General features: G+C 76.1%; 16 protein-coding genes. 8 read left to right on the top strand and 8 right to left on the bottom strand.

Annotated elements, in window-relative coordinates:
- Positions 1-136: 136 nt before the first annotated feature.
- A complete protein-coding gene (locus ACQP2P_RS28740) occupies positions 137-1,183 on the bottom strand; it encodes an Acg family FMN-binding oxidoreductase (RefSeq protein ID WP_433605947.1) in 1,047 nt (348 codons plus the stop codon).
- Positions 1,184-1,323: 140 nt separating this feature from the next.
- On the opposite strand from ACQP2P_RS28740, the gene ACQP2P_RS28735 reads away from it, so the two are divergent.
- On the top strand, positions 1,324-2,289 hold the full coding sequence (locus tag ACQP2P_RS28735; RefSeq protein ID WP_433605945.1) for an Acg family FMN-binding oxidoreductase: 966 nt from the start codon (positions 1,324-1,326) through the stop codon (positions 2,287-2,289).
- Positions 2,290-2,410: 121 nt separating this feature from the next.
- Positions 2,411-2,989, top strand: a complete 579-nt coding sequence (locus ACQP2P_RS28730; RefSeq protein WP_433605943.1) for a CBS domain-containing protein — start codon at positions 2,411-2,413, stop codon at positions 2,987-2,989.
- A gap of 38 nt (positions 2,990-3,027) precedes the next feature.
- Here the strand turns inward: ACQP2P_RS28730 and ACQP2P_RS28725 are convergent, their stop codons facing one another.
- Positions 3,028-3,915 carry a universal stress protein gene (locus ACQP2P_RS28725; protein ID WP_433605941.1) on the bottom strand — a complete coding sequence of 296 codons (888 nt, stop codon included), beginning with the start codon at positions 3,913-3,915 and terminating at the stop codon, positions 3,028-3,030.
- A 111-nt stretch (positions 3,916-4,026) separates the two neighbouring features.
- Between ACQP2P_RS28725 and ACQP2P_RS28720 the strand changes: the two genes are divergently transcribed.
- Positions 4,027-5,031 (top strand): zinc-dependent alcohol dehydrogenase family protein, encoded by a 1,005-nt coding sequence (locus tag ACQP2P_RS28720; RefSeq protein ID WP_433605939.1) that lies wholly within the window; start codon positions 4,027-4,029, stop codon positions 5,029-5,031.
- A 4-nt stretch (positions 5,032-5,035) separates the two neighbouring features.
- Here ACQP2P_RS28720 and ACQP2P_RS28715 read toward each other — a convergent pair whose 3' ends face one another.
- Positions 5,036-5,914: a universal stress protein gene (locus ACQP2P_RS28715; RefSeq protein WP_433605937.1), complete on the bottom strand. Its 879-nt coding sequence runs from the start codon at positions 5,912-5,914 to the stop codon at positions 5,036-5,038.
- Between the two features lie 243 nt (positions 5,915-6,157).
- On the opposite strand from ACQP2P_RS28715, the gene ACQP2P_RS28710 reads away from it, so the two are divergent.
- Positions 6,158-6,802, top strand: a complete 645-nt coding sequence (locus tag ACQP2P_RS28710) for a hypothetical protein (protein WP_433605935.1) — start codon at positions 6,158-6,160, stop codon at positions 6,800-6,802.
- A gap of 168 nt (positions 6,803-6,970) precedes the next feature.
- Here the strand turns inward: ACQP2P_RS28710 and ACQP2P_RS28705 are convergent, their stop codons facing one another.
- Entirely contained in the window at positions 6,971-7,894 is a 924-nt protein-coding gene (locus ACQP2P_RS28705) for an aminoglycoside phosphotransferase family protein (protein WP_433605933.1), read from the bottom strand.
- Between the two features lie 138 nt (positions 7,895-8,032).
- Entirely contained in the window at positions 8,033-8,962 is a 930-nt protein-coding gene (locus tag ACQP2P_RS28700) for a helix-turn-helix transcriptional regulator (protein WP_433605931.1), read from the bottom strand.
- Between the two features lie 62 nt (positions 8,963-9,024).
- On the opposite strand from ACQP2P_RS28700, the gene ACQP2P_RS28695 reads away from it, so the two are divergent.
- The 3 genes from ACQP2P_RS28695 to ACQP2P_RS28685 all read left to right on the top strand — a co-directional run bounded on the left by ACQP2P_RS28695 (position 9,025) and on the right by ACQP2P_RS28685 (position 12,956).
- Positions 9,025-9,468, top strand: coding sequence for a VOC family protein (locus ACQP2P_RS28695; RefSeq protein ID WP_433605929.1), 444 nt, complete (start codon positions 9,025-9,027; stop codon positions 9,466-9,468).
- A gap of 19 nt (positions 9,469-9,487) precedes the next feature.
- Positions 9,488-10,141, top strand: a complete 654-nt coding sequence (locus tag ACQP2P_RS28690) for a hypothetical protein (RefSeq protein WP_433605927.1) — start codon at positions 9,488-9,490, stop codon at positions 10,139-10,141.
- Positions 10,142-10,253: 112 nt separating this feature from the next.
- On the top strand, positions 10,254-12,956 hold the full coding sequence (locus ACQP2P_RS28685) for an ATP-binding protein (RefSeq protein ID WP_433605925.1): 2,703 nt from the start codon (positions 10,254-10,256) through the stop codon (positions 12,954-12,956).
- On the opposite strand, the gene ACQP2P_RS28680 is transcribed toward ACQP2P_RS28685, so the two are convergent.
- Complete coding sequence (locus ACQP2P_RS28680) at positions 12,942-15,668, bottom strand: AAA family ATPase (RefSeq protein WP_433605923.1); 2,727 nt, start codon at positions 15,666-15,668, stop codon at positions 12,942-12,944. The two genes, ACQP2P_RS28685 and ACQP2P_RS28680, sit on opposite strands and share 15 nt — an antisense overlap.
- Before the next feature lie 5 nt (positions 15,669-15,673).
- Entirely contained in the window at positions 15,674-16,621 is a 948-nt protein-coding gene (locus tag ACQP2P_RS28675; RefSeq protein ID WP_433605921.1) for an alpha/beta fold hydrolase, read from the bottom strand.
- Positions 16,622-16,827: 206 nt separating this feature from the next.
- Here ACQP2P_RS28675 and ACQP2P_RS28670 point away from each other — a divergent pair, with 206 nt between their 5' ends.
- A complete protein-coding gene (locus ACQP2P_RS28670) occupies positions 16,828-17,301 on the top strand; it encodes a cupin domain-containing protein (protein ID WP_433605919.1) in 474 nt (157 codons plus the stop codon).
- 3 nt (positions 17,302-17,304) lie between these two features.
- On the opposite strand, the gene ACQP2P_RS28665 is transcribed toward ACQP2P_RS28670, so the two are convergent.
- On the bottom strand, positions 17,305-20,001 hold the full coding sequence (locus ACQP2P_RS28665) for an ATP-binding protein (RefSeq protein WP_433605917.1): 2,697 nt from the start codon (positions 19,999-20,001) through the stop codon (positions 17,305-17,307).
- Between the last annotated feature and the right edge of the window lie 79 nt (positions 20,002-20,080).

The following is a 20,080-nucleotide window of genomic DNA, read 5'->3' as shown; positions in this document are numbered from 1 at the left end:
CATTGACCCCTCCTGCTCGCATGCCTGATCGGCACAGGTCGCATTCACCCACTAGTCGACGGTTCGTCCGCCGGGCGAGGGGTCCATCACCCGAAACGGGTGACATGTGGGGGCGCGGCGCCCGTCCGCGCATCGGTCACGCCGGGCCGGAGGCGGGGGAGACCTTGTCGGCGACCACTTCGATGACCTCGGCGGCGGGCCGGCGCGGCGATCGGGGCTGGGCCGCGCCGGAGCCCGGAAGCCCGATCCGGATGCCGATCGCGGGATAGCCGACGCCGCCGAGCATCCGCCGCAGCGTTCCGCGCGCCACCTCGTTCTCGACCAGGTCGCTCATCGTCGACGTGGCCAGGTGCTCGGCGGTCGCGGTCAGCAGGACGGCGGAGAGGGTGACGCCCGCGGTGAGCCAGTCCACCGGGCCGTCGCCGTCGGTGACCACCACGCCGTAACGCGCCTGCCGGTCGGCCACGGCCATGCGGCTGGAGATGCCCGCCTGGGTGCCGGCGGCGATGAAGTCGCGCACCGGGACCGGCCGCGCGCCCAGCGGCGCGAGCGTGTCGATCGGGACACCGTCGTGGCCCTCGCCCGGCGCGCGGAGCCAGGCGGCGAGCTCGGCGCGGTACTCGGGATCGGACAGCTGCGCGTCGGCCGCCTCACCCGCGGCCACCGCCAGGTCGGTGAGGTTGCGGGCCCAGACCATGTGCAGGCGGGCGTCGGTGCGCTGCGCGGCCCGGCACAGCCGCTCGATCACCTCGTCCGGCACGGGCCGGTCGGCGAACGGGCGCCGGTCGGACTGGCGGGAGCCGATGGCCTGCCGCATCTGTTCGACGCGGGCCGAGGGCTCGGCGGTGCCGCGGTACCGCACGACGGCGAGCAGATCCGGGTCGTCGTCGCGCGGCTGGGCGTCGACCTCGAACGCGATCCCGTCCGCCGCGAGCGTCACGCAGGCGTGGTGCAGCGCGGCTCCGCAGCTGAGCACGAGCAGCCGGCCGGTGGGGTCGAGGGTGGCCAGGCGGCGCCGCCGGTCGGCGTAGAGCAGCGCCTCGTCGTGGACGATGCGCCAGCGCCACGGCTGGGTGTTGAGCACCGACGGCGCGTGCAGGGCGGCCGCGGCGGCTCGGGCGAGCTCCCGGCTGACCGGGCCGACCCGATAGGTGGTGGCCGCGCCGGATGGATGTGCGGACATTGGGAACTCCCTCGGTGTGGTCGGGCCGTCACACCCTCTGCCCATTCCGGGCCGAGTTCATCGCGGCGAAGGCGACAGGACGAAGGACACCGCGCGGGGCATTGTGGAAGGAACGGCCGCAGGTTGACCGGAGGTGCGGCATGTCGACGTTGACAACCCCGACGACCTGGACCTTTGAGGCGTTCACCGCCGCGGTGGGCGATGCTGTCCAGGCCCCGTCGATCCACAACAGTCAGCCGTGGCGGTTCCGATGGACGAGCGACGGGGCGTACGTCCTGCTCGACGAGCGCCGCCGGCTCGCCGTCTGCGACGCGGACGGCCGGATGGCGCGCATCTCGTGCGGCGCGGCCGCGTACAACCTGCGGCTCGGGCTAGCCGTCTCCGGACTGCCGGCCCGGCACCGGCTCGTGTCCGGAGGCGCGTTGTTGTACCTGTGGCCGGCGCAACCGCGGCCGCCGACCCCGATGGAGCGCCGGCTGCACTGGCAGATCAGCCGCCGCCACACCAACCGGGGCCCGTTCGCGGACACCCCGGTCGGCCCGGGCCTGCCGCAGCAGCTGGCCGACGCGGCCCGGCGCGAGGGCGGCTGGCTGGACTTCGTGGCCGGTGAGCGGGCGCTCACCACGCTGGCCGAGCTGATCCGCATCGCCGACGCCGAGCTGCGGGCCAACTCGGCGTACGCGGCGGAGCTGCGGGCCTGGACCATCTGCGCGAACCACGCCGTCGAGGGGATCGGGCCCGACGCGTGCGGCGCCGCCCCGCATCCGGCCGAGATCATGACCCGGCGTGACTACGGCGGCCCCGGCCGCGGGGTGACCCGAGACCTGTCCCGCCATCCGGCCGTGGCGGTGCTGGGCGCGCTCGGCGACGGACCCGACGAGGCGATCCGGGTGGGGATGGCGTTGCAGTGCGTCCTGCTCACCGCCGCGGACCTCGGGCTGGCGACCGCGATGTACTCCCAGCCGATCGAGGTGCCGGCCACCCGCGAGCAGATCCGCCGGGCCATCGACCGGATCCACGACCCGCATCTGGTCCTGCGGTTCGGGTACGCGCCGACGACCTGCTACACGAACCGGCGCCCGGTCACCGACGTCATCGACGCGTGACGCGGTGCGCCGCTACCGGGTGATCGCCCGCATCGACGAGACCGCGGAACCCCGCGACCCTCGCGCTGGAGCCGGTCGACGGGCCGCTGCCGGAACGATCGCACAACGGCGAGGAGGAGCGATGCACGCCAAGGACATCATGAGCACCCCGGCCCACACGGTCCCCGCGGACGCGCCGGTCGCGGAGGCGGTGGGGCTGCTGGAGCGCTACTCGATCACCGCGATCCCCGTCGTCGACGACGGCGGCACGCTGGTCGGCATGGTCAGCGAGCGGGACATCCTGCAGCAGGCGGCGTCCCTGACCGCCCCGGGAGGCCCACCCCGGCGCGTCCGTGACGTGATGGGCGGCCTGCCGGTGACGGCGTGGCCGGAGGCGGACGTGAGCGACCTGGCCGCCTTCATGGTGCAGCGGGACGCGCACACGGTCCCGGTCGTCATGCAGGAACACGTCGTCGGCGTGGTCAGCCGATGCGATGTGCTGCGCACGCTGCTGCCGACCGACGAGCAGGCCCAGAACGAGGCGCAGCGGCGCCTGGACAACTACGCGGGCGGGCGGCGGCGCTGGCCGCTCGCCGTGCACGACGGCGTCGCGACCGTCGACGGGCGGTTCGACGACGACAAGGAGCTGGCGGTGGCGGAGGCACTGGTCCGTACGACCGCCGGAGTCGCCATGGTCCGCATGCAGGCGCGGACCGGCTGAGGGATGCCCGGGCGCGGACCGGGCGGCGGATCGTGGCCTCAGGCGGCCGCGGGCGCGACCCGGGGCACGGACGCCTTGCTCGGGCCGTGTGCGACGAGGACCGGGCAGGCGGCGTACTGCAGCAGCCGCCGGGCCACCGACGGACTGCTCGGCCGGGCCTTGTCGGCCGGGCATCGGGTGCCGACGACCATGAGCCCGGCCCACTGCGAGGCCACCACGAGCGTGTGGACGGCCTCGCCCGGCTCGCTGCGCACCTCGACGTCGACGAGCGGGAACTCGGCCTGCCAGCGCGCGGTCGCCTCGCACAACGCCTCGTGGACGACACACTCGTGGGCGCTGAGGTCGCCGCCGCGGATGGAGCCCGGCTGCCACAGGTCCGGGTGCCGCCAGGCCTGGACGACGACGAGCCGGACACCGCGCGCGGCAGCCTCCTCGAAGGCCAGCCGCAGCGCCCGGCGGCCCGAGTCGGAGCCGTCGAAGCCGGTGACGACCGGCGCCGTGGACGGCAGCTTCGCGTCCGGTGCCGCCCAGCGGTCCGCCGCATGGACCACGAGGACCGGGGTGTCGGCCCGGGCGCCGAGGGCCTGGCTGACCGAGCCCATCGGCCGGTCGTCGCCGACGGTCGTGCCTCGTCCGCCGACCACCACGAGCCGGGCGCCGTGGGCGAGCTCGCGCAGCACGTCCGCCGGCGAGCCGCGGCGGATCTCGACGTCCGCCTCGATGCCGACGTGCCAGCGCTGCGCCTCCTGGGCCGCGCGCTCGGCGATGTCCTTCGCCTCCGGCTCGCAGATGTCGCCGCTCGCCACCGTCACCACCAGCAGGGCACGGGTGCACCGGCACGCCTCGTCCGCCGCCCATCGCAGTGCGCCGATGCTGTGCGCGGAGCCGTCGACGCCGGCGATCACCGGGCCGTACCTGTACGTCATCGGAGGCCTCCTGTCCGTGCTCCCAACACCTCATGCTGCCTCGGCACCGGGTGAGAACGACAAGCATGAAGGGCGGTCCGGCGGGCATCTGCGGCGAGAGGAGGACCAGCGATGAGCACCATGACCGCCTGGGCGGTGCGCCGGCCCGGGCCCATCGCCGAGCACCCGCTGTGCCGTGTCCGGCGGCCGGTGCCCGAACCGTCCGCCGACGAGGTGCTGATCAGGGTCCGGATGTGCGGGGTGTGCCGCACCGACCTGCATCTGGCCGAGGGCGACCTGCCACCGCGGCGCCCGGAGACCGTGCCCGGCCACGAGGTCGTCGGCACGGTCGAAGGGCTGGGCACGGATGTCACCGATCCGCCGGTCGGGACCCGGGTCGGCGTGGCGTGGCTGCGGCGGACCTGCGGCCGGTGCCGGTACTGCCGCCGCGGCGCGGAGAACCTGTGCCCGTTCTCGCAGTACACCGGCTGGGACGCCGACGGCGGGTACGCCCAGTTCTGCGTGGCGCCCGCCGCCTACGTGTACCGGCTCCCGGACGGGTACGGCGACGACGAGGTCGCGCCCTTGCTGTGCGCCGGCATCATCGGGTACCGCGCCCTGCGCCGCAGCCGGCTGCCACCCGGTGGCCGGCTGGGCATCTACGGCTTCGGCGCCTCGGCGCACCTGGCGTGCCAGGTCGCGATCGCCGAGGGCGCGACCGTGCACGTGGTGACCCGGGCCCCGGCCGCCCGGGAGCTCGCGCTGTCCCTGGGCGCCGCCTCGGCCTCGGCCACCGCCCCGCCCGAGCCGCTCGACTCCGCCATCCTGTTCGCGCCCGTCGGCATCCTGGTGCCGCCGATGCTCGCCGCGCTCGACCGGGGCGGCACGCTCGCGATCGCCGGCATCCACCTGTCGGACATCCCGCCGCTGCGCTACGACGAGCTTCTGTTCCAGGAACGGGAGATCCGCAGCGTCACGGCCAACACGCGGGACGACGGCCGCGAGTTCCTCGAACTCGCGCGGCGCCACCGCCTGCGGGTGGCCGTCACGGTGTACCCGCTCGACGCGGCCATGGACGCCCTGGCCGACCTCGCCGGCGACCGCGTCACGGGGGCGGCCGTGCTGTCGGCGGGGTGACGCCTCAGCGGGTCACGGCCACCGGGCAGGCGGCGTGATGGATGACGGCCTGGCTGACCGAGCCGAGGAGCAGCCCCGTGAACCCGCCCCGGCCGCGCGAGCCGACGACGAGCATCTCCGCGCCCGCGGACAGCTCGGCGAGCTTCGCCGCCGCACGGCCGGGCACGACCGACGAGCGGAAGTCGACGTCGGGGTACTTCTCGATCCACCCGGCCGTCGACTCGGCCAGCGTGCACCGCTCCTGCTCCCGCAGGATGTCGGGGTCGTAGGCCAGCGGCATCAGGTCGCCGGGGCCGGTGGACACGGGCCACAGGTACGCCAGCACCGCCGTCAGCCCGACCCCGCGGGACGCCGCCTGCTCGAACGCGAACCGCAGCGCGGGCTCGGTGTCGTGCGAGCCGTCGACGCCGGCGACGACGCGGCGGGCCTCGGGCCCGGCGGGACGGTCGTCGTGCCGGACGATGACCACGGGGCATGCGGCGTGCGCGGCCAGCTGCACGCCGAGGGAGCCCAGCAGCAGCCCGGTGAAACCGCCGTGACCCCGGTTGCCGACCACCAGGACGCGCGCGTGCTCGGCGGCCTCCAGCAGCGCCTGGGCCGGCGGCTGCATCTGCAGGGCGGTGGTGAGCCGGACGTCCGGCGCGACGGCCCGGGCCCGGTCCTCCGCCAGGGCGAGGATCTGCGCGGCCACGTCGTGCATGCCGCGCTCGTACGGCACGATGACCGGGGCCGCGATCGGTGTGTAGAGCATCGGCCAGACGAACGCGTGCACGATGTGCAGCGGCAGATTGCGCCGTGCCGCGTCGGCCGCGGCCCAGGCGACCGCGTCCAGGCTGGGCCTGGAACCGTCGATGCCGACGACGACGCTCTGCTGCGGGACCATGACGACCTCCAGGTGCTCGCGATGGCGGGTCTGCCTTCAGCGTTGCGCGGCCGCGGGTGAGTCTCGGAAGGAGACCGGCGCCGCCCCGCGGGCCGGTCCGGGACAACCCGCGGGCCGGTCCGGGACAAGAGGTGCCGGAGGTCCCGCGCACTCGGGCGCTTGTGCTCTGCGCCCGGACCCCGCGCCGCACGCAGGCTGATGGCAGCACCGGGAACGACCCCACCCGCGGCCCAGGAGGGCACCATGAAGCGCAAGACCCTCGATCTCATCGTCGGTGTCGGCCTGGTCGTGCTGGCCGGTCTGCTGCTCGTCGCCGGCCTCGTGCTGACGAGCAACGCGAACTTCGCCAACGACTACGTCAAGAGCCAGCTCGGCCAGCAGCAGATCACGTTCAAGACCGCCGATACGCTCACCGCCGAGGAGCGGCAGTCGGCGTGCCTGGTGCGCTACGCCGGGCAGCGGCTCGACTCCGGCAAGCAGGCCGAGTGCTATGCCAACGAGTTCATCGGGCTGCACCTGAAGTCGATCGCCGGCGGCAAGACCTACGCCCAGCTCGGCGAGGTGCAGACCGACCTCAAGGCGAAGCTCGCCGACGCGCAGAAGGCCGGCGACCCCGCGGCCGTCGCCGCCGTGCAGCAGCAGCTCACCGACACCAACACCGCGCGGGAGACCGTCTTCAAGGGCGAGACCCTCCGCGGCCTGCTGCTGACCTCCTACGGCTTCAGCGAGTTCGGGGCCAAGGCCGCCCAGGCCGCGCTGGTGGCCTACCTCGCCGCCGGGCTGCTCTTCCTGCTGGGCGCCGCCGGGCTGGTGCACGCCGCCCGCACGCCGCGCAGCCAGGGCTTCGCGGTGCCGGAGGCGGCCGCCGAGGAGCCGGTCGGCGCCTGAGCGGGGCGAGTCGCGGCCAGACCTGGAGGACCCGGGCCGGATCGGCCCGGGTCCGTTCGTGCGCGTCGCCCGTCGCGGCGGGCCATGGCGTTGCGGCGGGCCGTGGCCATGTCAGCCGACCGTGGCTATGTCAGCGGGCCGAGGCCGTCTCAGCGGGGCGTGGCGTTTTCAATGGGCCGTGGCGATGAGGCGGTGCAGGGCGGCGCGGGCGGGCGGGCCCCACGTGGCCTTGCCGCCGGGTTCGCCGTGCACGCCGGCGTCGCCGATGAGCATGCCGGCGAGGGCGCGGCCCAGCGCGCAGCCGCGGGCCCGGCGCCGCGTGGCGGGGTCCGCGGCCGGCCGGTAGGCCGCGTAGAAGTGCTCGACGGTGTCGTCCGGCAGCAGCAGCCAGGCGGCGGCGAGGTCGTAGGCCGGGTCGCCGGCGCAGAGGTCACCGAAGTCGATGACGCCGCAGAGGGTGCCGTCGCCGGTGAGGACGTTCGCCGGGTGCAGGTCGGCGTGGAGCCAGAGCGGCGCGCCGGTCCAGGGCGGCGCGGTGACCGCGTCGTGCCAGACCGCGCGCACGGCCCGGACGGTCTCGGGGTCGTCGATCAGTCCCCGCTCGACGGCCTCGGCGAGCGAACCGGCGAAGCCATCGGCCCGCTCGGCGAGGGGCCCGCCGCGGTTGCGGCCGGTGGGCGCGCCGCCGGGGGCGGGCCGGTGCAGTGCCGTGAGGAACGCGGCCAGGGACTCGGCCGCCTCGGCGCCGCGCGTGACCGGCGTCTGGTCGGCGGGCGTGCCCGGCACCCAGGTCGTGACGAGCCAGGGCCGGGGGAACCGCGCGGAGGGCGCGCCGAGGCGCTGCGGGACGGGAACCGGCAGCGGCAGCAGCGGCGCGAGCCCGGGCAGCCAGGCGTGCTCCTTGTGCAGCAGCTCGTCGGCGGAGCCGGTCGCCCACGGCAGCCGGACGGCGAGGTCGTCGCCGAGCCGCCACAGCTGGTTGTCCCACCCCCGCGCCCCGAGCCGGATCGGGTGCCCGGCGAGGTCGGGGTGCTGGTCGCGGAGCAGGTCCCGGACGAGTTCCGCGGTGATCTCGAGCTCGGCATGGGTCACGCGAAGCCACAGTAGCCGCCCGGGGACGACGGCGGGGGGCTCAGCCGCGGCCTACGGCGGCGAGGCGGGGCTTCAGCCGCGGCCGAGGGCGGCGAGGCGGGGGGCTCAGCCGCGGCCTACGGCGGCGAGGCGGGGGCCTCAGCGGCGGCCGAGGGCGGCGAGGCGGGCGGCGAACGCGGTGGCGGCCGCGCGCAGCTCGGGCGGCTCCAGGATCTCGGCCTCGTAGCCCAGCCGGGCCGTGTGCACGGCGATCGCCTCCAGGGTGTCCGCGGCGCAGACGAGCACGCACCAGCCGCCGCGGTCGTCCTCGACGCGGCCGACCTGGGGCGGGACGCGCTCGCGGACCTCGGTCGCGTCGGCGCGCAGGCGGATGCGGGCGGTGTGGCGGTACGGCGACTCGGCCACCGCGCGCTGGACGAAGGCCGCCGGGTCCGGGTGCTCGCGCGGGTGGAAGCGCCACGTCGTCGGCGCCACGGCGCGCATGCGGTCGAGGCGGAACGTGCGCCAGGCGTCCCGGTCGACGTCCCAGGCCATGAGGTACCACCGCCGCCCGGTCGTCACCAGGCGCACCGGCTCGACCGTGCGCTCGGCGTCCGGGTAGCCGAACCGCACGCGCACGGCGTCGCGGCAGGCCCGGGCCAGCGTCACCAGCACCTCCGCGTCGATCTGCACGCCCGGGCCGGCCAGGGTCTCGGTCGCGCCGTGGACCGCGCGCACCTCGGCCCGCAGCCGCGGCGGCATCACCTGGTCCAGCTTGGTCAGCGCGCGCAGCGCCGCCTCCCCGGCGCCCGCCACCGTGCCGGTCGAGGCCAGGCGCAGCGAGACCGCGGTCGCGATCGCCTCGTCGTCGTCGAGCAGCAGGGGCGGCAGCCGGGCGCCGGCGCCGAGCTGGTAGCCGCCGCCGACCCCGCCCGTCGCGTGCACGGGGTAGCCGAGCGCGCGCAGCCGCTCGACGTCGCGGCGGATCGAGCGGTCGGTCACCCCCAGCTCGGCGGCCAGCTCCGTCGCCGTCCAGGAGGCGCGGCGCTGCAGCAGGGCGAGCAGGCGCAGCACCCGTTCGGCGGTCATGGGCTCGATCATTCCACCGATCACGGACCGTATCTGTCCGCGATTCGGGTAAGACTGAGGCCATGACGACGACCCGTGCCGTGCAGATCGCGATCGACTGTGCCGACCCCGCCGCGCTCGCCGCATTCTGGATCGCGGCGCTCGGCTACAAGCTGCAGGACCCGCCGCCCGGCTTCGGCTCCTGGGAGGAGGCGCTCGAGGCGATGGGCGTGCCGCCGGCCGAGCGCAACCGGGCCTCGGCGATCGTGGATCCGCGGGGCAACGGGCCTCGAGTGTTCTTTCAGCGTGTACCGGAGGAGAAGCGGGTCAAGAACCGCCTGCATCTCGACGTGCGGGCCGCACCGGGCCTGCAGGGCGAGGAGCGGATGGCGGCCCTCGAGGCGGAGGCCGACCGGCTGGCCGGGCTCGGGGCGAAGCGGCTCGCCCGGCACGAGCCCAGGCCCCCGCTGGCCTTCGGGCACATCGTGATGGCCGACCCCGAGGGCAACGAGTTCTGCCTCGACTGATGAAACTCGGCGCGGCTGCGTGCCACGGGGGCACGCAGCCGCCGCCGGCATCGACGGGCGTGATGCCGCCGTTCGGTGGCCGCAGGGCGAGTTCCACCGCATCTACCATCGCCGCACCGCGCGGTACGCGACCGCCCGCGCGAACGGATGGCTCGAGCCGCTGCCGCCGCTCGCACCGGCGGCGCCGGAGCTGGTCGAGGAGGTGGAGGGGACCGCCCGCCGGAAGCTTCCGCCGCTGCTGCGCCGCCTCTACCTGGAGGTCGCCAACGGCGGGTTCGGCCCGGAGTACGGCATCAAGGACCTGTGGGCGGGCCATCCCCTCGTGACGCGGGAGCGCTCGGTCGCCGGCCCGGCCCGCCCCCGCATCGCGCGGCCGCTGTGCTCGTGGGGCAACGGCGGCCTGACGGAGATCGACCTGTTCGACGGGCAGGTCTGGGGCACGACGGCGTACTCGGTGCCGACCGGCATCCCGCGCTCCTACCCGCAGGGCCTGACCGTCACCGAGTGGCTGGCTCGCTGGCTGGAGGGGCGCGCCTACCCGCCGCTGCTCGTGCGCGACGGCGACACCTGGCGGCCCGGCACCGAGGCCGAGGAGCGGGCCGCCTTCGAGGAGCGCGAGGAGGACCGCCGCAACCCGGAACCGTTCGAGGATGGCGAGGACTGGCCGCACTAGGCGCTGCGAGCAGGCCTCGGTCGTCGTGGGTCGGGTGCGGCCCGTAGGCGTTGTGGCCGAGCGGGAGGATCGCCCGCCGAGCCGGGGGAGACCGTCGGGAATGATGGACGCCGTGATCGAGCACGGTGCCGCGCTGTTCGGCCGTCAGGAGGCCACGCGGGCGCTGGGCGCGCTGGTCGAAGGGGTTCGGGCCGAGGGCGGCGCCGTGCTGGTGCGGGGCGAGGCGGGTATCGGCAAGTCGGCCGTGCTGGCCTGGACGGCGGGGCGGGCGGCGGACGCGGGGCTGCGGGTGCTCAGCACGACCGGTGTCGAGTCGGAGGCGCAGGTGGCCTTTGCCGGGCTGCACCAGCTGCTGGCGCCGGTGTTGGGGCAGGTCGATCCGCTGCCTGACGCGCTGCTGGCCGCGTTCGGGCGGGCCGACGTTGCCGCGGTGGACCCGTCCCGGCTGGCGCTGGCCACGCTCGACCTGCTCGGCGAGCTTGCGGCGGAGCAGCCGGTGCTGCTCGTCGTCGAGGACGTGCACTGGCTCGATCGGGCCAGCGCGGACGCGCTGGCGTTCGTTGCCCGGCGGCTCGCGTTCGAGCCGATCGTGTTGGTGGTGGCGGCGCGCGACGGGTTTCACGGGCCGTTCGACGATCTGGGGCTGGCCGAGGTCCGGCTCGGGCCGCTGGGCCGGGCCGACGCGGCGGCGCTGCTGGAGGCGCGGGCGCCGCAGCTGGGGGCTGCGGTCCGGGAGCGGGTCCTGGACGAGGCCGCCGGCAATCCGCTCGCGCTGGTGGAGCTTCCGGCCGTGGTCGACGCGGGGCCGGTCGGGGTCGTCGCGCTGCTGTCGTTGACGGCGCGGCTGGAGCGGGCGTTCGCGGCCCGTGTCACGGGGCTGCCGACGGCCACGCGGTCGCTGCTGCTGGTGGCCGCGCTCAACGACGGGCCGGCGCTGGCCGAGGCTCTGGCCGCCGCGCCGGAGACCGTCGAGGAGGATCTGCGGCCCGCGGTCGATGCCGAGCTCGTCGAGGTCAGCGACGGGTCGATCCGCTTCCGGCATCCGCTCATGCGTTCGGCCATCCATCAGCGCGCGAGCCCCGACGAACGGCGGGCCGCGCACCTCGCCCTGGCCGGCGTCGTGGCCGGCGACCCGGAGCGGCGGCCGTGGCATCGGGCGTCGGCGGCGCGCGGCCCCGACGAGGACGTCGCGGCCGATCTGGAGGCGGCGGCGGCCCGGGCGCACCAGCGCGGTGGCATCGAGACGGCGGCGGCCGCGCTGGAACGGGCGGCCGGGCTGACCGCCGACCCGGACGAGCGAGCCGAGCGGCTGCTGCGGGCCGCGGACCTGGTCGCCGAGCTGGGCCGGTGGACGGCCGTCAACGATCTGCTGATCCGGGCCGGGCAGGGTGAGCTGTCGGCCGAGCAGCGGGTGCGGCTGCGCTCGATCCGCGAGGTGTTCGACGACGGCGTCGGCCCGGTCGCCACCGGCACGACGACGCTGGCCCGGCTGGCCGAGGGGGTGGCCCGGGCCGGGCGGCGCGAGCTGGCGGTGAAGCTGCTGGCCAATGCCGCCTCGCGGTGCTACTTCACCCAGCCCGGCCCCGAGGTGCGCGAGGACGTCATCGCCGTCGCGGAGCGGATCTTCGACGACGAGTGCGATCCGCGGCTGCTGGGGCTGCTGGGCTTCGCCTCGCCGGTCGAGCGCGGTGCGGCGATCCTGGAGCGGCTGCCGGTGGCCCTCGAGGGGATCGGTGGCGATCCCGCCCTGACGCGGCAGCTGGGCAATGCGGCGCTTTCGGTAGGGGCCTACGACGTGGCGGTACGACTGCAGGGTCCTGGGCTTGTCACGGCTCGGGCGCAGGGGCGGCTGGCGACGCTGGCCCGGCTGGTCGGGGCCCGGGCCTGGTGCACCGTCAACCTGGGCGAGCTGTCCGACGCCATCCCGAACGCCGAGGAGGCCGTGTGGCTGGCGACGGAGACCTCGCAGCCGAACCTGCGAGCGCTGGCGCGGGCCCATCAGGCGTCGGCGGCGGCCCTGCAGGGTGACCACGACGCGACCGAGCGGATCGCGGCCGAGGTCGAGCGCGAGGCGCTGGCCGTCGGGGCGCGGATCATCCTGGCCGGTGCGCAGATGGCGCGCGGGCTCTCCGCGCTCGGCGACGGGCGGTACGCCGAGGCCTACGAGCATCTGCGCCGGGTGTACGACCCCGCCGACCCGGCCCACCACCTGTCCCTGTGCTACGGCCTGTCGAGCTACGTCATCGAGGCGGCGGTGCGCAGCGGGGCGGCCGGCGAGGTGCGGGCCCTGATGGGTGAGCTGGAGCGGCGGGCCGCCGCCGTCCCGTCGCCGGCGCTGCACATCGGCCTGCGCCACGCCCGCGCACTGCTCGCCGACGATGAGGCACCCTACCTGGAGGCGCTCGCCGCCGACCTGGCCGACTGGCCGTTCGCGCGGGCGCGGGTGCTGCTGGGCTACGGCGAGTGGCTGCGCCGCCACCGCCGCGTGGCCGAGGCCCGGACGCGGCTGCGGGCGGCGCGGGAGGCGTTCGACCGGCTCGGCATCGGCCCGTGGAGCGACCGGGCCCGCGCGGAGCTGGCCGCCTCGGGCGAGCGGAGCCTGACCCGGGCACCCGGGGTGCAGGACCTGCTGACGCCGCAGGAGCTGCAGATCGCGCAGCTCGCCGCGGCGGGTCTGACGAATCGGGAGATCGGGCAGCGGCTGTACCTGTCCCACCGCACCGTGAGCACCCACCTGCAGCGGATCTTCCCGAAGGTCGGGGTCGGCACGCGGGCGGCCCTGCGCGGCGTGCTCGGCCCGTCAGCGCAGTTCTAGGCGGCTCAGGTCCGAGCGGGACGTCACGCCCAGCTTGGGGAAGACGCGGTGGAGCACCGTGCTGACCGTGCGGTGGGACAGGTACAGCCGCTGCCCGATCTCGCGGTTGGTCAGGCCCTCGGCCGCCAGCTGCACGATCTGCAGCTCCTGCGGCGTGAGCTGGTCGCGGGCGGCGGGGGTGCGGCTGCGGCTGGACTCGCCCGAGGCCCGCAGCTCCTGGCGTGCGCGGTCGCTCCAGGCGTTGGTGCCCAGCGCGTCGAACAGCTCCCGGGCGGTGCGCAGCCGCGTCCGGGACTCCGCGACCCGTCGCTGCCGCCGCAGCCACTCGCCGTAGGCCAGCAGCGCCCGGGCCCGCACGAACGGCCAGCCCGGCACGTCGGCGCGCAGGGCCTCCTCGTAGCGCTGCTCGGCCACGTCGTCGCCGGCGAGCACCGCGCGGGCGTGCCGCAGGCCGTTGTGCAGCGACTCCGCCGGGGTCAGCCGCGCCCGCCGCTCCATCGTCGCCATGACGCCGGCGACCGCCTCGGCCTGCCCGCTGCGCGCCGCCGCCTCGGCGAGGTCCCCGATCGCCGCGCAGCCGTGCATCACGTGGTGAGCCGGGTCGGCGGGGTCGAACAGGCGGGCCAGGGCGTCGTAGGCATCAGCCGGGCGGCCGTCGGCCAGCGCGGCGAGCCCGCGGGCGTGCACGACGACGGAGAGGGAGGCGGCCATGCTGTCCCGCTCGGCCGCGCCGGCCAGCCGCTCCAGCCGGTCGGGTTCGCCGCGCAGGGCCGCGATCTTGGCCTCGGTGGCCTGGGCCAGCGCCGCGAGGTGCGGCTGAGCGGTCTCGTCGGCCCGGCGGCCGGCCTCCTCGGCGGCGGGGATGGCCACGCCGAGGTTGGCCAGCTGCACGGCGGCGTTGGCCTGGGTGATCAGTGCCCGGGCGACGAAACCGAGGCGGCCCTGGGCCCGCAGCGGGCCCAGCGCGGCCGTGGCGAACTGCAGGCTCAGGTCGAACGCGCCCACCGCGGCGGCGGCGTTGCCGAGCAGCCGGGCGGCCAGCGGGTCCCCGCCGGCGTCCGGGGCCCAGAGCCACAGGTTGTCGATGACCGCCGCGCCCCGGTCGATCGGCGCCGTGTAGGCCAGGATGCCGACCAGCCGGGCGTCGGCCGGGTCGATCGGCATCCGCTCGGCGACCTCGACGACGTCGCCGCGGACGTCCGGCCCCGGATCGTTCCAGAACGCCGCCGTGCCGGCCGCGCCGAGCAGCATGAGGGCCAGGTCGGTGTCGCCGTCGGCCAGGACGCTGTGGGCGAAGCCGATCAGGGAGCGCACGCCCTGCCGGCCCTCCTGGGCGTGCTCGCGGAAGCCGCCCCGGACCCAGGCCAGCCGGGCCCGCTCGGCGGTGCTCAGGGTGGCCGGCTCGACCTCGTCGAGCAGCCGGTCGACGAGGTCCTGCCGGCCCAGCTCGAAGGCGATCTCGGCGGCCCGGATGCGCCGGGCGATCCCGGCTCGGACGTCGAGGCTGAGCTCGGCCGCGCGCTGCAGGGCCGCGACCGCCGCCACGACCGCGCCCTGGCGGTAGGCCCGGTCGGCGGCGGCGTCGAGGTCCGCGGCGATGCCCTCGTCCGGGCCGGGCGTTGCGGCGGCCCGGTGCCAGACCTGCCGGTTGGGCTGCCCGGCCAGGACGTCGACGAGCGCCGCGTGCACGGCGGAGCGCTCGGCGTCGCCGGCCCGCTGCCGCAGGGCGGAGCGCATGAGCGGGTGGCGCAGGTGGAGCCGGCCGCCGCCCGGTTCGATGTCGGCGAGGCAGGCGGCGACGGCAGGTCCCAGATCCTCGGGGCCGCAGCGCCGCCCGGCGACGAGGCGGCCGGCCGCGAGGATCTCGGCCAGCAGGTCGGTGTCGTTGAGCGCCGCGACCAGCAGCAGGGTCCGGGTGACGGCGGGCAGGGCGGCCACCCGAGCCCCGAACGCCTGCTCCAGCCGGGCGGTGAGCGGCAGCCAGGCGGCCGGGAACGCGCCCGCGCCGGCCGGGACCGGGGCCAGCGGCAGCTCGACGAGCGCCAGCGGGTTGCCGGCCGCCTCGAGCAGCAGCCGCCGGCGCAACCCGGGCCGCAGGCCGGGCGCGCGGGCGTCCAGCAGCTCGCCCGCCGCCGCGGCGTCGAGCCGCTCCAGCCGCAGCTCGGCGAGGCCGGCCGCGTCGAACGGGGTGTCGAAGCCGTCGCGGATCGCGGCCAGCAGCACCACCGGCTCGGCCTCGAGCCGCCGCGCGACGAACGCGAGCACGTCGGCGCTGGCCCGGTCGAGCCACTGGGCGTCCTCGACGAGCAGCAGGACCGGCGTGCCGGCCGCCGCCTCGGCGAGCAGGTCGAGCGTCGCCAGTGCGGTGAGAAACAGGTCAGGTCCGCCCTCGGCGACCGGCTCGCCGAGGGCGCAGCGAAGGGCGTCGCGCTGCGGGGCGGGCAGATCCGCGACGCCGGCCAGCACCGGCTCCAGCAGCGCCCGCAGGCCGGCGAAGGGCAGCTGCGGCTGCGACTCGACGCCGACCGCGCTCAGCACGCGCAGGCCCCGCCCAGCGGCCGCGCGGGCGCCCGTCGCGAGCAGGACCGACTTGCCGATGCCGGGCTCCCCGCGCACCAGGACGGCCGCCCCGCGCTCGGCGATGCCGTCGAGGAGCTCATCGAGGCGGCGCGATTCCTCGCGCCGCCCGACGAGGATGTCGCCTGGCGTCATGCGGCTCAGTCTAGGAATCGCAGCAGCGCGCGCGTGAGCTCCGCCGGATGCTCCTCGTAGATCCAGTGGCCGGAGTCGGCGACGACGAGCGGCGTGACGTCGGTGGCGTAGTCGAGCACCTGGTCGGGGACCTTGTGGCCCAGGCTCCCGCTCGCCCCGATGGCCAGCACGGGGATGGTGAGCTTCGTCCGGCCGAGCCGCGCGTTGTCGTCGATGTCCTGCGGGAAGGCCCGGAACCAGGCGAAGCTGGCCCGCAGGTGGGCGTCGTCGCGCAGGTAGGACGCGAACTCGCGGACGTCGGCCGCGCTCACGGCGCCCTTGCGCACCTCCAGCGAGTCGATGAACCCGTCCACCCACTGCTCCTCGCGCCCGCGCACCATCCGCTCGGGCAGGCCGTTGGTGAGGCTGAAGTAGCCGAAGTTCCAGGCGGCGGGGCCGTCGGCCGTCAGGGACGGGAAGTCGTACAGGCCGAGGTCGGGGATCGGCGCCTCGCTGAGCACGAGCCGGGTCACGTCGTGGCGGTACGTCGCGGCGTAGGAGTACGCGACCATGGTGCCGATGTCGTGGCCCACCAGCCGGATGCCGTGGTCGAGGCCCAGCCGCACCAGCAGGCCGTGCAGGTCGCCCGCCATGGTCACCTTGTCGTAGCCGCCGGCCGGGGCGTCGCTGCGACCGGCACCGCGCAGGTCCGGCGCGATGACCGTGTAGTGCTTCGCGAACTCGGGCATGATGGCGTGCCACTCGTACCAGGTCTGCGGGTAGCCGTGCACGAGCACCAGCGTCGGGCCGTGGCCGCCGCGCACGTAGTTGAGCGAGATGGCACCCACGCTGATCCGCTGCTCGGTGAACCCGGCCGGTATCCGAGGGTCCTGCGGGCTCGCGGCGGCGCCGGAGCCGAGCGTGAGCACCAGGCCCAGGACGGCGAGCAGGAACACGAGTGGACGACGAGCCATGACGCTCCTCAACGAATCCGGGATGACGTGCATCGAGCGTGGTCGACGGGGTGACTGCGGCGCATCCGTCACCTGACTGCGGCGCCGCGCCGGGGTCTCGGCCGGGTGCGCCGTAGCCGTACTGATGCCCGGCCGGCGCGGGCCGCCCAGACTGGCCGTGCCCGTCCTTCGACCCGGGGGGCGACGAGGAGATCGGGGACCGCGCCGTGGACGATCCGTACCACCTGCAGCCGCTCGAAGGGCGCCCGTCGTTCTGGTTCCTGGGCGGCCGGGTGCACGTGAAGGTGCCGGGGGAGCGCACCGACGGGCATCTGAGCCAGCTCGAGTTCGACGACCCGCTGGGCCAGGCCCCGCCGCTGCACGTGCACGACGGCGAGGACGAGGTCTGGTTCGTCCTCGACGGCAAGGTCACCTTCTTCGTCGGCGACCGCTCCTTCGACCTGGAGGCGGGCGCGATGGCCCTCGGCCCCCGCGGCGTGCCGCACAGCTACCTGGTGCGCTCGGCCCGGTCGCGGATGCTGGTGAGCTACGGGCCGGCCGGCATCGAGCGGTGGTTCGCCGAGAACGGCTCCCCGATCGCCGCCGTCGACGACGCCCCGGCCGCGTTCGACATCGGCGGGATCATCGCCTCGGCGCAGCGCTTCGGCCTGCGGGTGGTCGGGCCGCCGCCGTCGCTGTAGGGCTCACTCGGCCTGCATGGCCTCCAGGGCGTCGCGCAGCTCGGCCCGGCCGGTGATGCCGAGCTTCGGGAAGATGCGGTAGAGGTGCGAGCTGACCGTCCGGTGGGACAGGAACAGCTGGTCGGCGACCTGCTTGTTGGTGTGGCCCCGGGCGGCCAGCCGGGCGATCTGCAGCTCCTGGCTGGTCAGCTGGGCCAGCCGGCTCTCGGTGCGCCGCTGCACGACCAGCCCGGAGGCGCGCAGCTCGGTGCGGGCCCGTTCGGCCCACGGCCCGGCGCCGGCGGCGTCGAACGCCCGCATCGCGGCGGTGATCTCGTCCCGGGCCTCGCCGATGCGGCGCTTGCGGCGCAGCCACTCGCCGAACGCGAGCCGGGTCCGGGCCGCCTCCAGCGGGTGCCCGGCGATCCCGGGCTCGGCCAGCGCCCGCTTGAAGTGCTCCTCGGCCTGGTCGGCGAGCAGCCCCCGTGAGCGGTGCACGAGCATCCACAGCAACGACGAGTCGAGGGCCCGGGCGGCGGCCTCGGCCTCGTCGATCCAGCCGGCCGTCCGCCCCGTCTCGCGGGCCCGGACCGAGGCCTCGACGAGGTCGCCGATGACCAGCAGACCCGCCTCCGGGTGCACCGGCACCGCCTCCAGCTCCCGCAGTGCGTCCTGATGGCGCCCCTCGGCCAGCGCGGACAGCCCGGCGGCCCAGTGCCGGACGGCGACGATCATGGCCGGCGGAGCCGGTGCCAGCTTCCGGCACCGCTCGAGCTGCGCCGCGACCAGGGTGTGCTCGCCGCGCCAGGCGTGCACCCGCGCGGCGATGACCGCCGAGTGGGCGGCGATCGCCGGCAGGTCGAGCTCCTCGGCCAGCCGGCCGGACTGGTCGGCGTCGGAGACCGCGTCGGAGAGCCGGCCGGCCGTCAGCCGCACCCGCGAGAGCCGGCCCAGCGTCATGGCGTGGTCCGCGACCGCGCCGTCACGCCGGAAGGCCTCCGCGGCCGTCGACCAGCCCTGCTCGGCCAGGTCCCAGACCTGCAGCGACTCCGCGGCCTCGCCGATCCCGGCCGCGACGATCGGGGGCAGCGCGGTCAGGTGGGCGGCCATCGCCCGCAGCGCCGGGGTGACCAGGGCCGCGTGTCGCACCGGGTCCAGGACGGCCAGGGCCAGGACGACCCGCAGGTCGGCGGCGGGCAGGCCGAGCGCCCGGACCTCGTGCTCGACCCGCGTCCGGACGGCCGGCGCGGCGCCGTCGGTCATGCACCGGAACGCGGCCTGCACCAGCGTCGACGCGCCGACGTCGAGGTCGTGGGGCACGGCGGCGCGGCCGACGGCGACCGTCTCGACCAGCCCGCGCATCGGCAGGTTGGCGTTGGTCGCCATGATGACGTGGGTGAGCACGAGGTTGGCGTGCAGCACCGGGTCGGCGCTGGCCCGGGCCGCCTCGGCGATCAGCCGGTCCACGGCGGTGGTGAGCCCGGCCTGGCGGGCGGCCTCGGCGGCCAGGCCCAGCCGGCGGCCGCGCTGGTCCGGGTCGGGGGACAGGGCGGCGGCCCGCTCCAGGGATCGCATCGCGTCGCCGACCGCGCCGCGGGCCCGGTCCCGCTCGGCGGCGGCCTCGAGCTCGGCGGCGACCGGCTCGTCGCGGCCGACGGTGGCGGCGGCCCGGTGCCAGGCGGCCCGGACCGGGTCGTCGGCAAGGGCCTCGGCGAGGGCCCGGTGCATGGCCACCCGCCGGGCGAACGGCGCCGCGCCGTAGACGGCCGAGCGGACCAGCGGGTGGCGGAACTCCAGCCGGTGGCCGACCGAGCGGACGAGCCCGGCGTCCTCGGCCGGGACGAGCTGCTCCAGGCCCAGGCCGAGCCGCGCGCCGGCCATCGTCAGCTCGGTCAGCGACGACTCGGTGTTGACGGCGGCCAGCAAGAGCAGGTCGCGGGTCGGCTCGGGCAGGGCGTCGACCTGCCCGGCGAACATGTGCTCGAGCCGGACGCCCAGCGGCAGCCGGTCGGGCAGGATCGTCGCGTCGTGCAGGCCGCGGTCCTCGATGCCGCGGGTCAGCTCGACCAGGGCGAGCGGGTTGCCCTCGGCCTCGGCCAGCACCCGGGCCCGGGCCTCGCGGCTCATCGCCGGGTTGAGCCCCGTCACCAGCTCGGCCGCGACGGCGTCGGGCAGGCGGTCCAGCCGGATCTGCCGCATGCCGAAGGGGGCGAGCGGGTCCCGCTCGCCGGTCCGGCACGTGGTCAGCAGGACGATCCGGGTCTCGGCCAGCCGCCGCGCGACGAACCCGATCATGTTGACCGTCGGCTGGTCCATCCAGTGCACGTCCTCGATGACCAGCAGCAGCGGCCTGGTCTGCGCCACCTCCTCGAGCAGGCCCAGCACCGCGACGGAGATCAGCAGCCGGTCCGGCGCGGTGTCCGGCCCGATGCCGAACGCGCTGCGCAGCGCCGCCCGCTGCCGCTGCGGCAGCGCGTCGACGCGGTCCACCACGACGTGCAGCAGCTGGTGCAGCCCGGCCAGGCCCACCCGGGTCTCGCTCTGCACGCCGACGCAGGTGAGCACCCGGAAACCGGCGGCGGTGGCCATCCGGCGCACCTCGTCGACCAGCGTCGTCTTGCCGATGCCGGCCTCGCCGTGCACGGCGACGGCCGCGCCGTGCTCGTGCACCTGGGCGAGGACCGTGCGCATGACGGCCAGCTCCGCGTCACGGCCGAGCATCGGCACCTCCCCGTCGCGACGGCGCCGGTCCGGTCCGGCCCAAGCCGAACGCTACGGACCGTCCGGCGCGACGGGCATA

The organism is Dactylosporangium sp. CA-139114, assembly GCF_050955725.1.
Lineage (GTDB): Bacteria > Actinomycetota > Actinomycetes > Mycobacteriales > Micromonosporaceae > Dactylosporangium.
The sequence above is the reverse complement of the archived record's forward strand: the minus strand, read 5'-3'. Positions and strand labels throughout refer to the sequence as shown.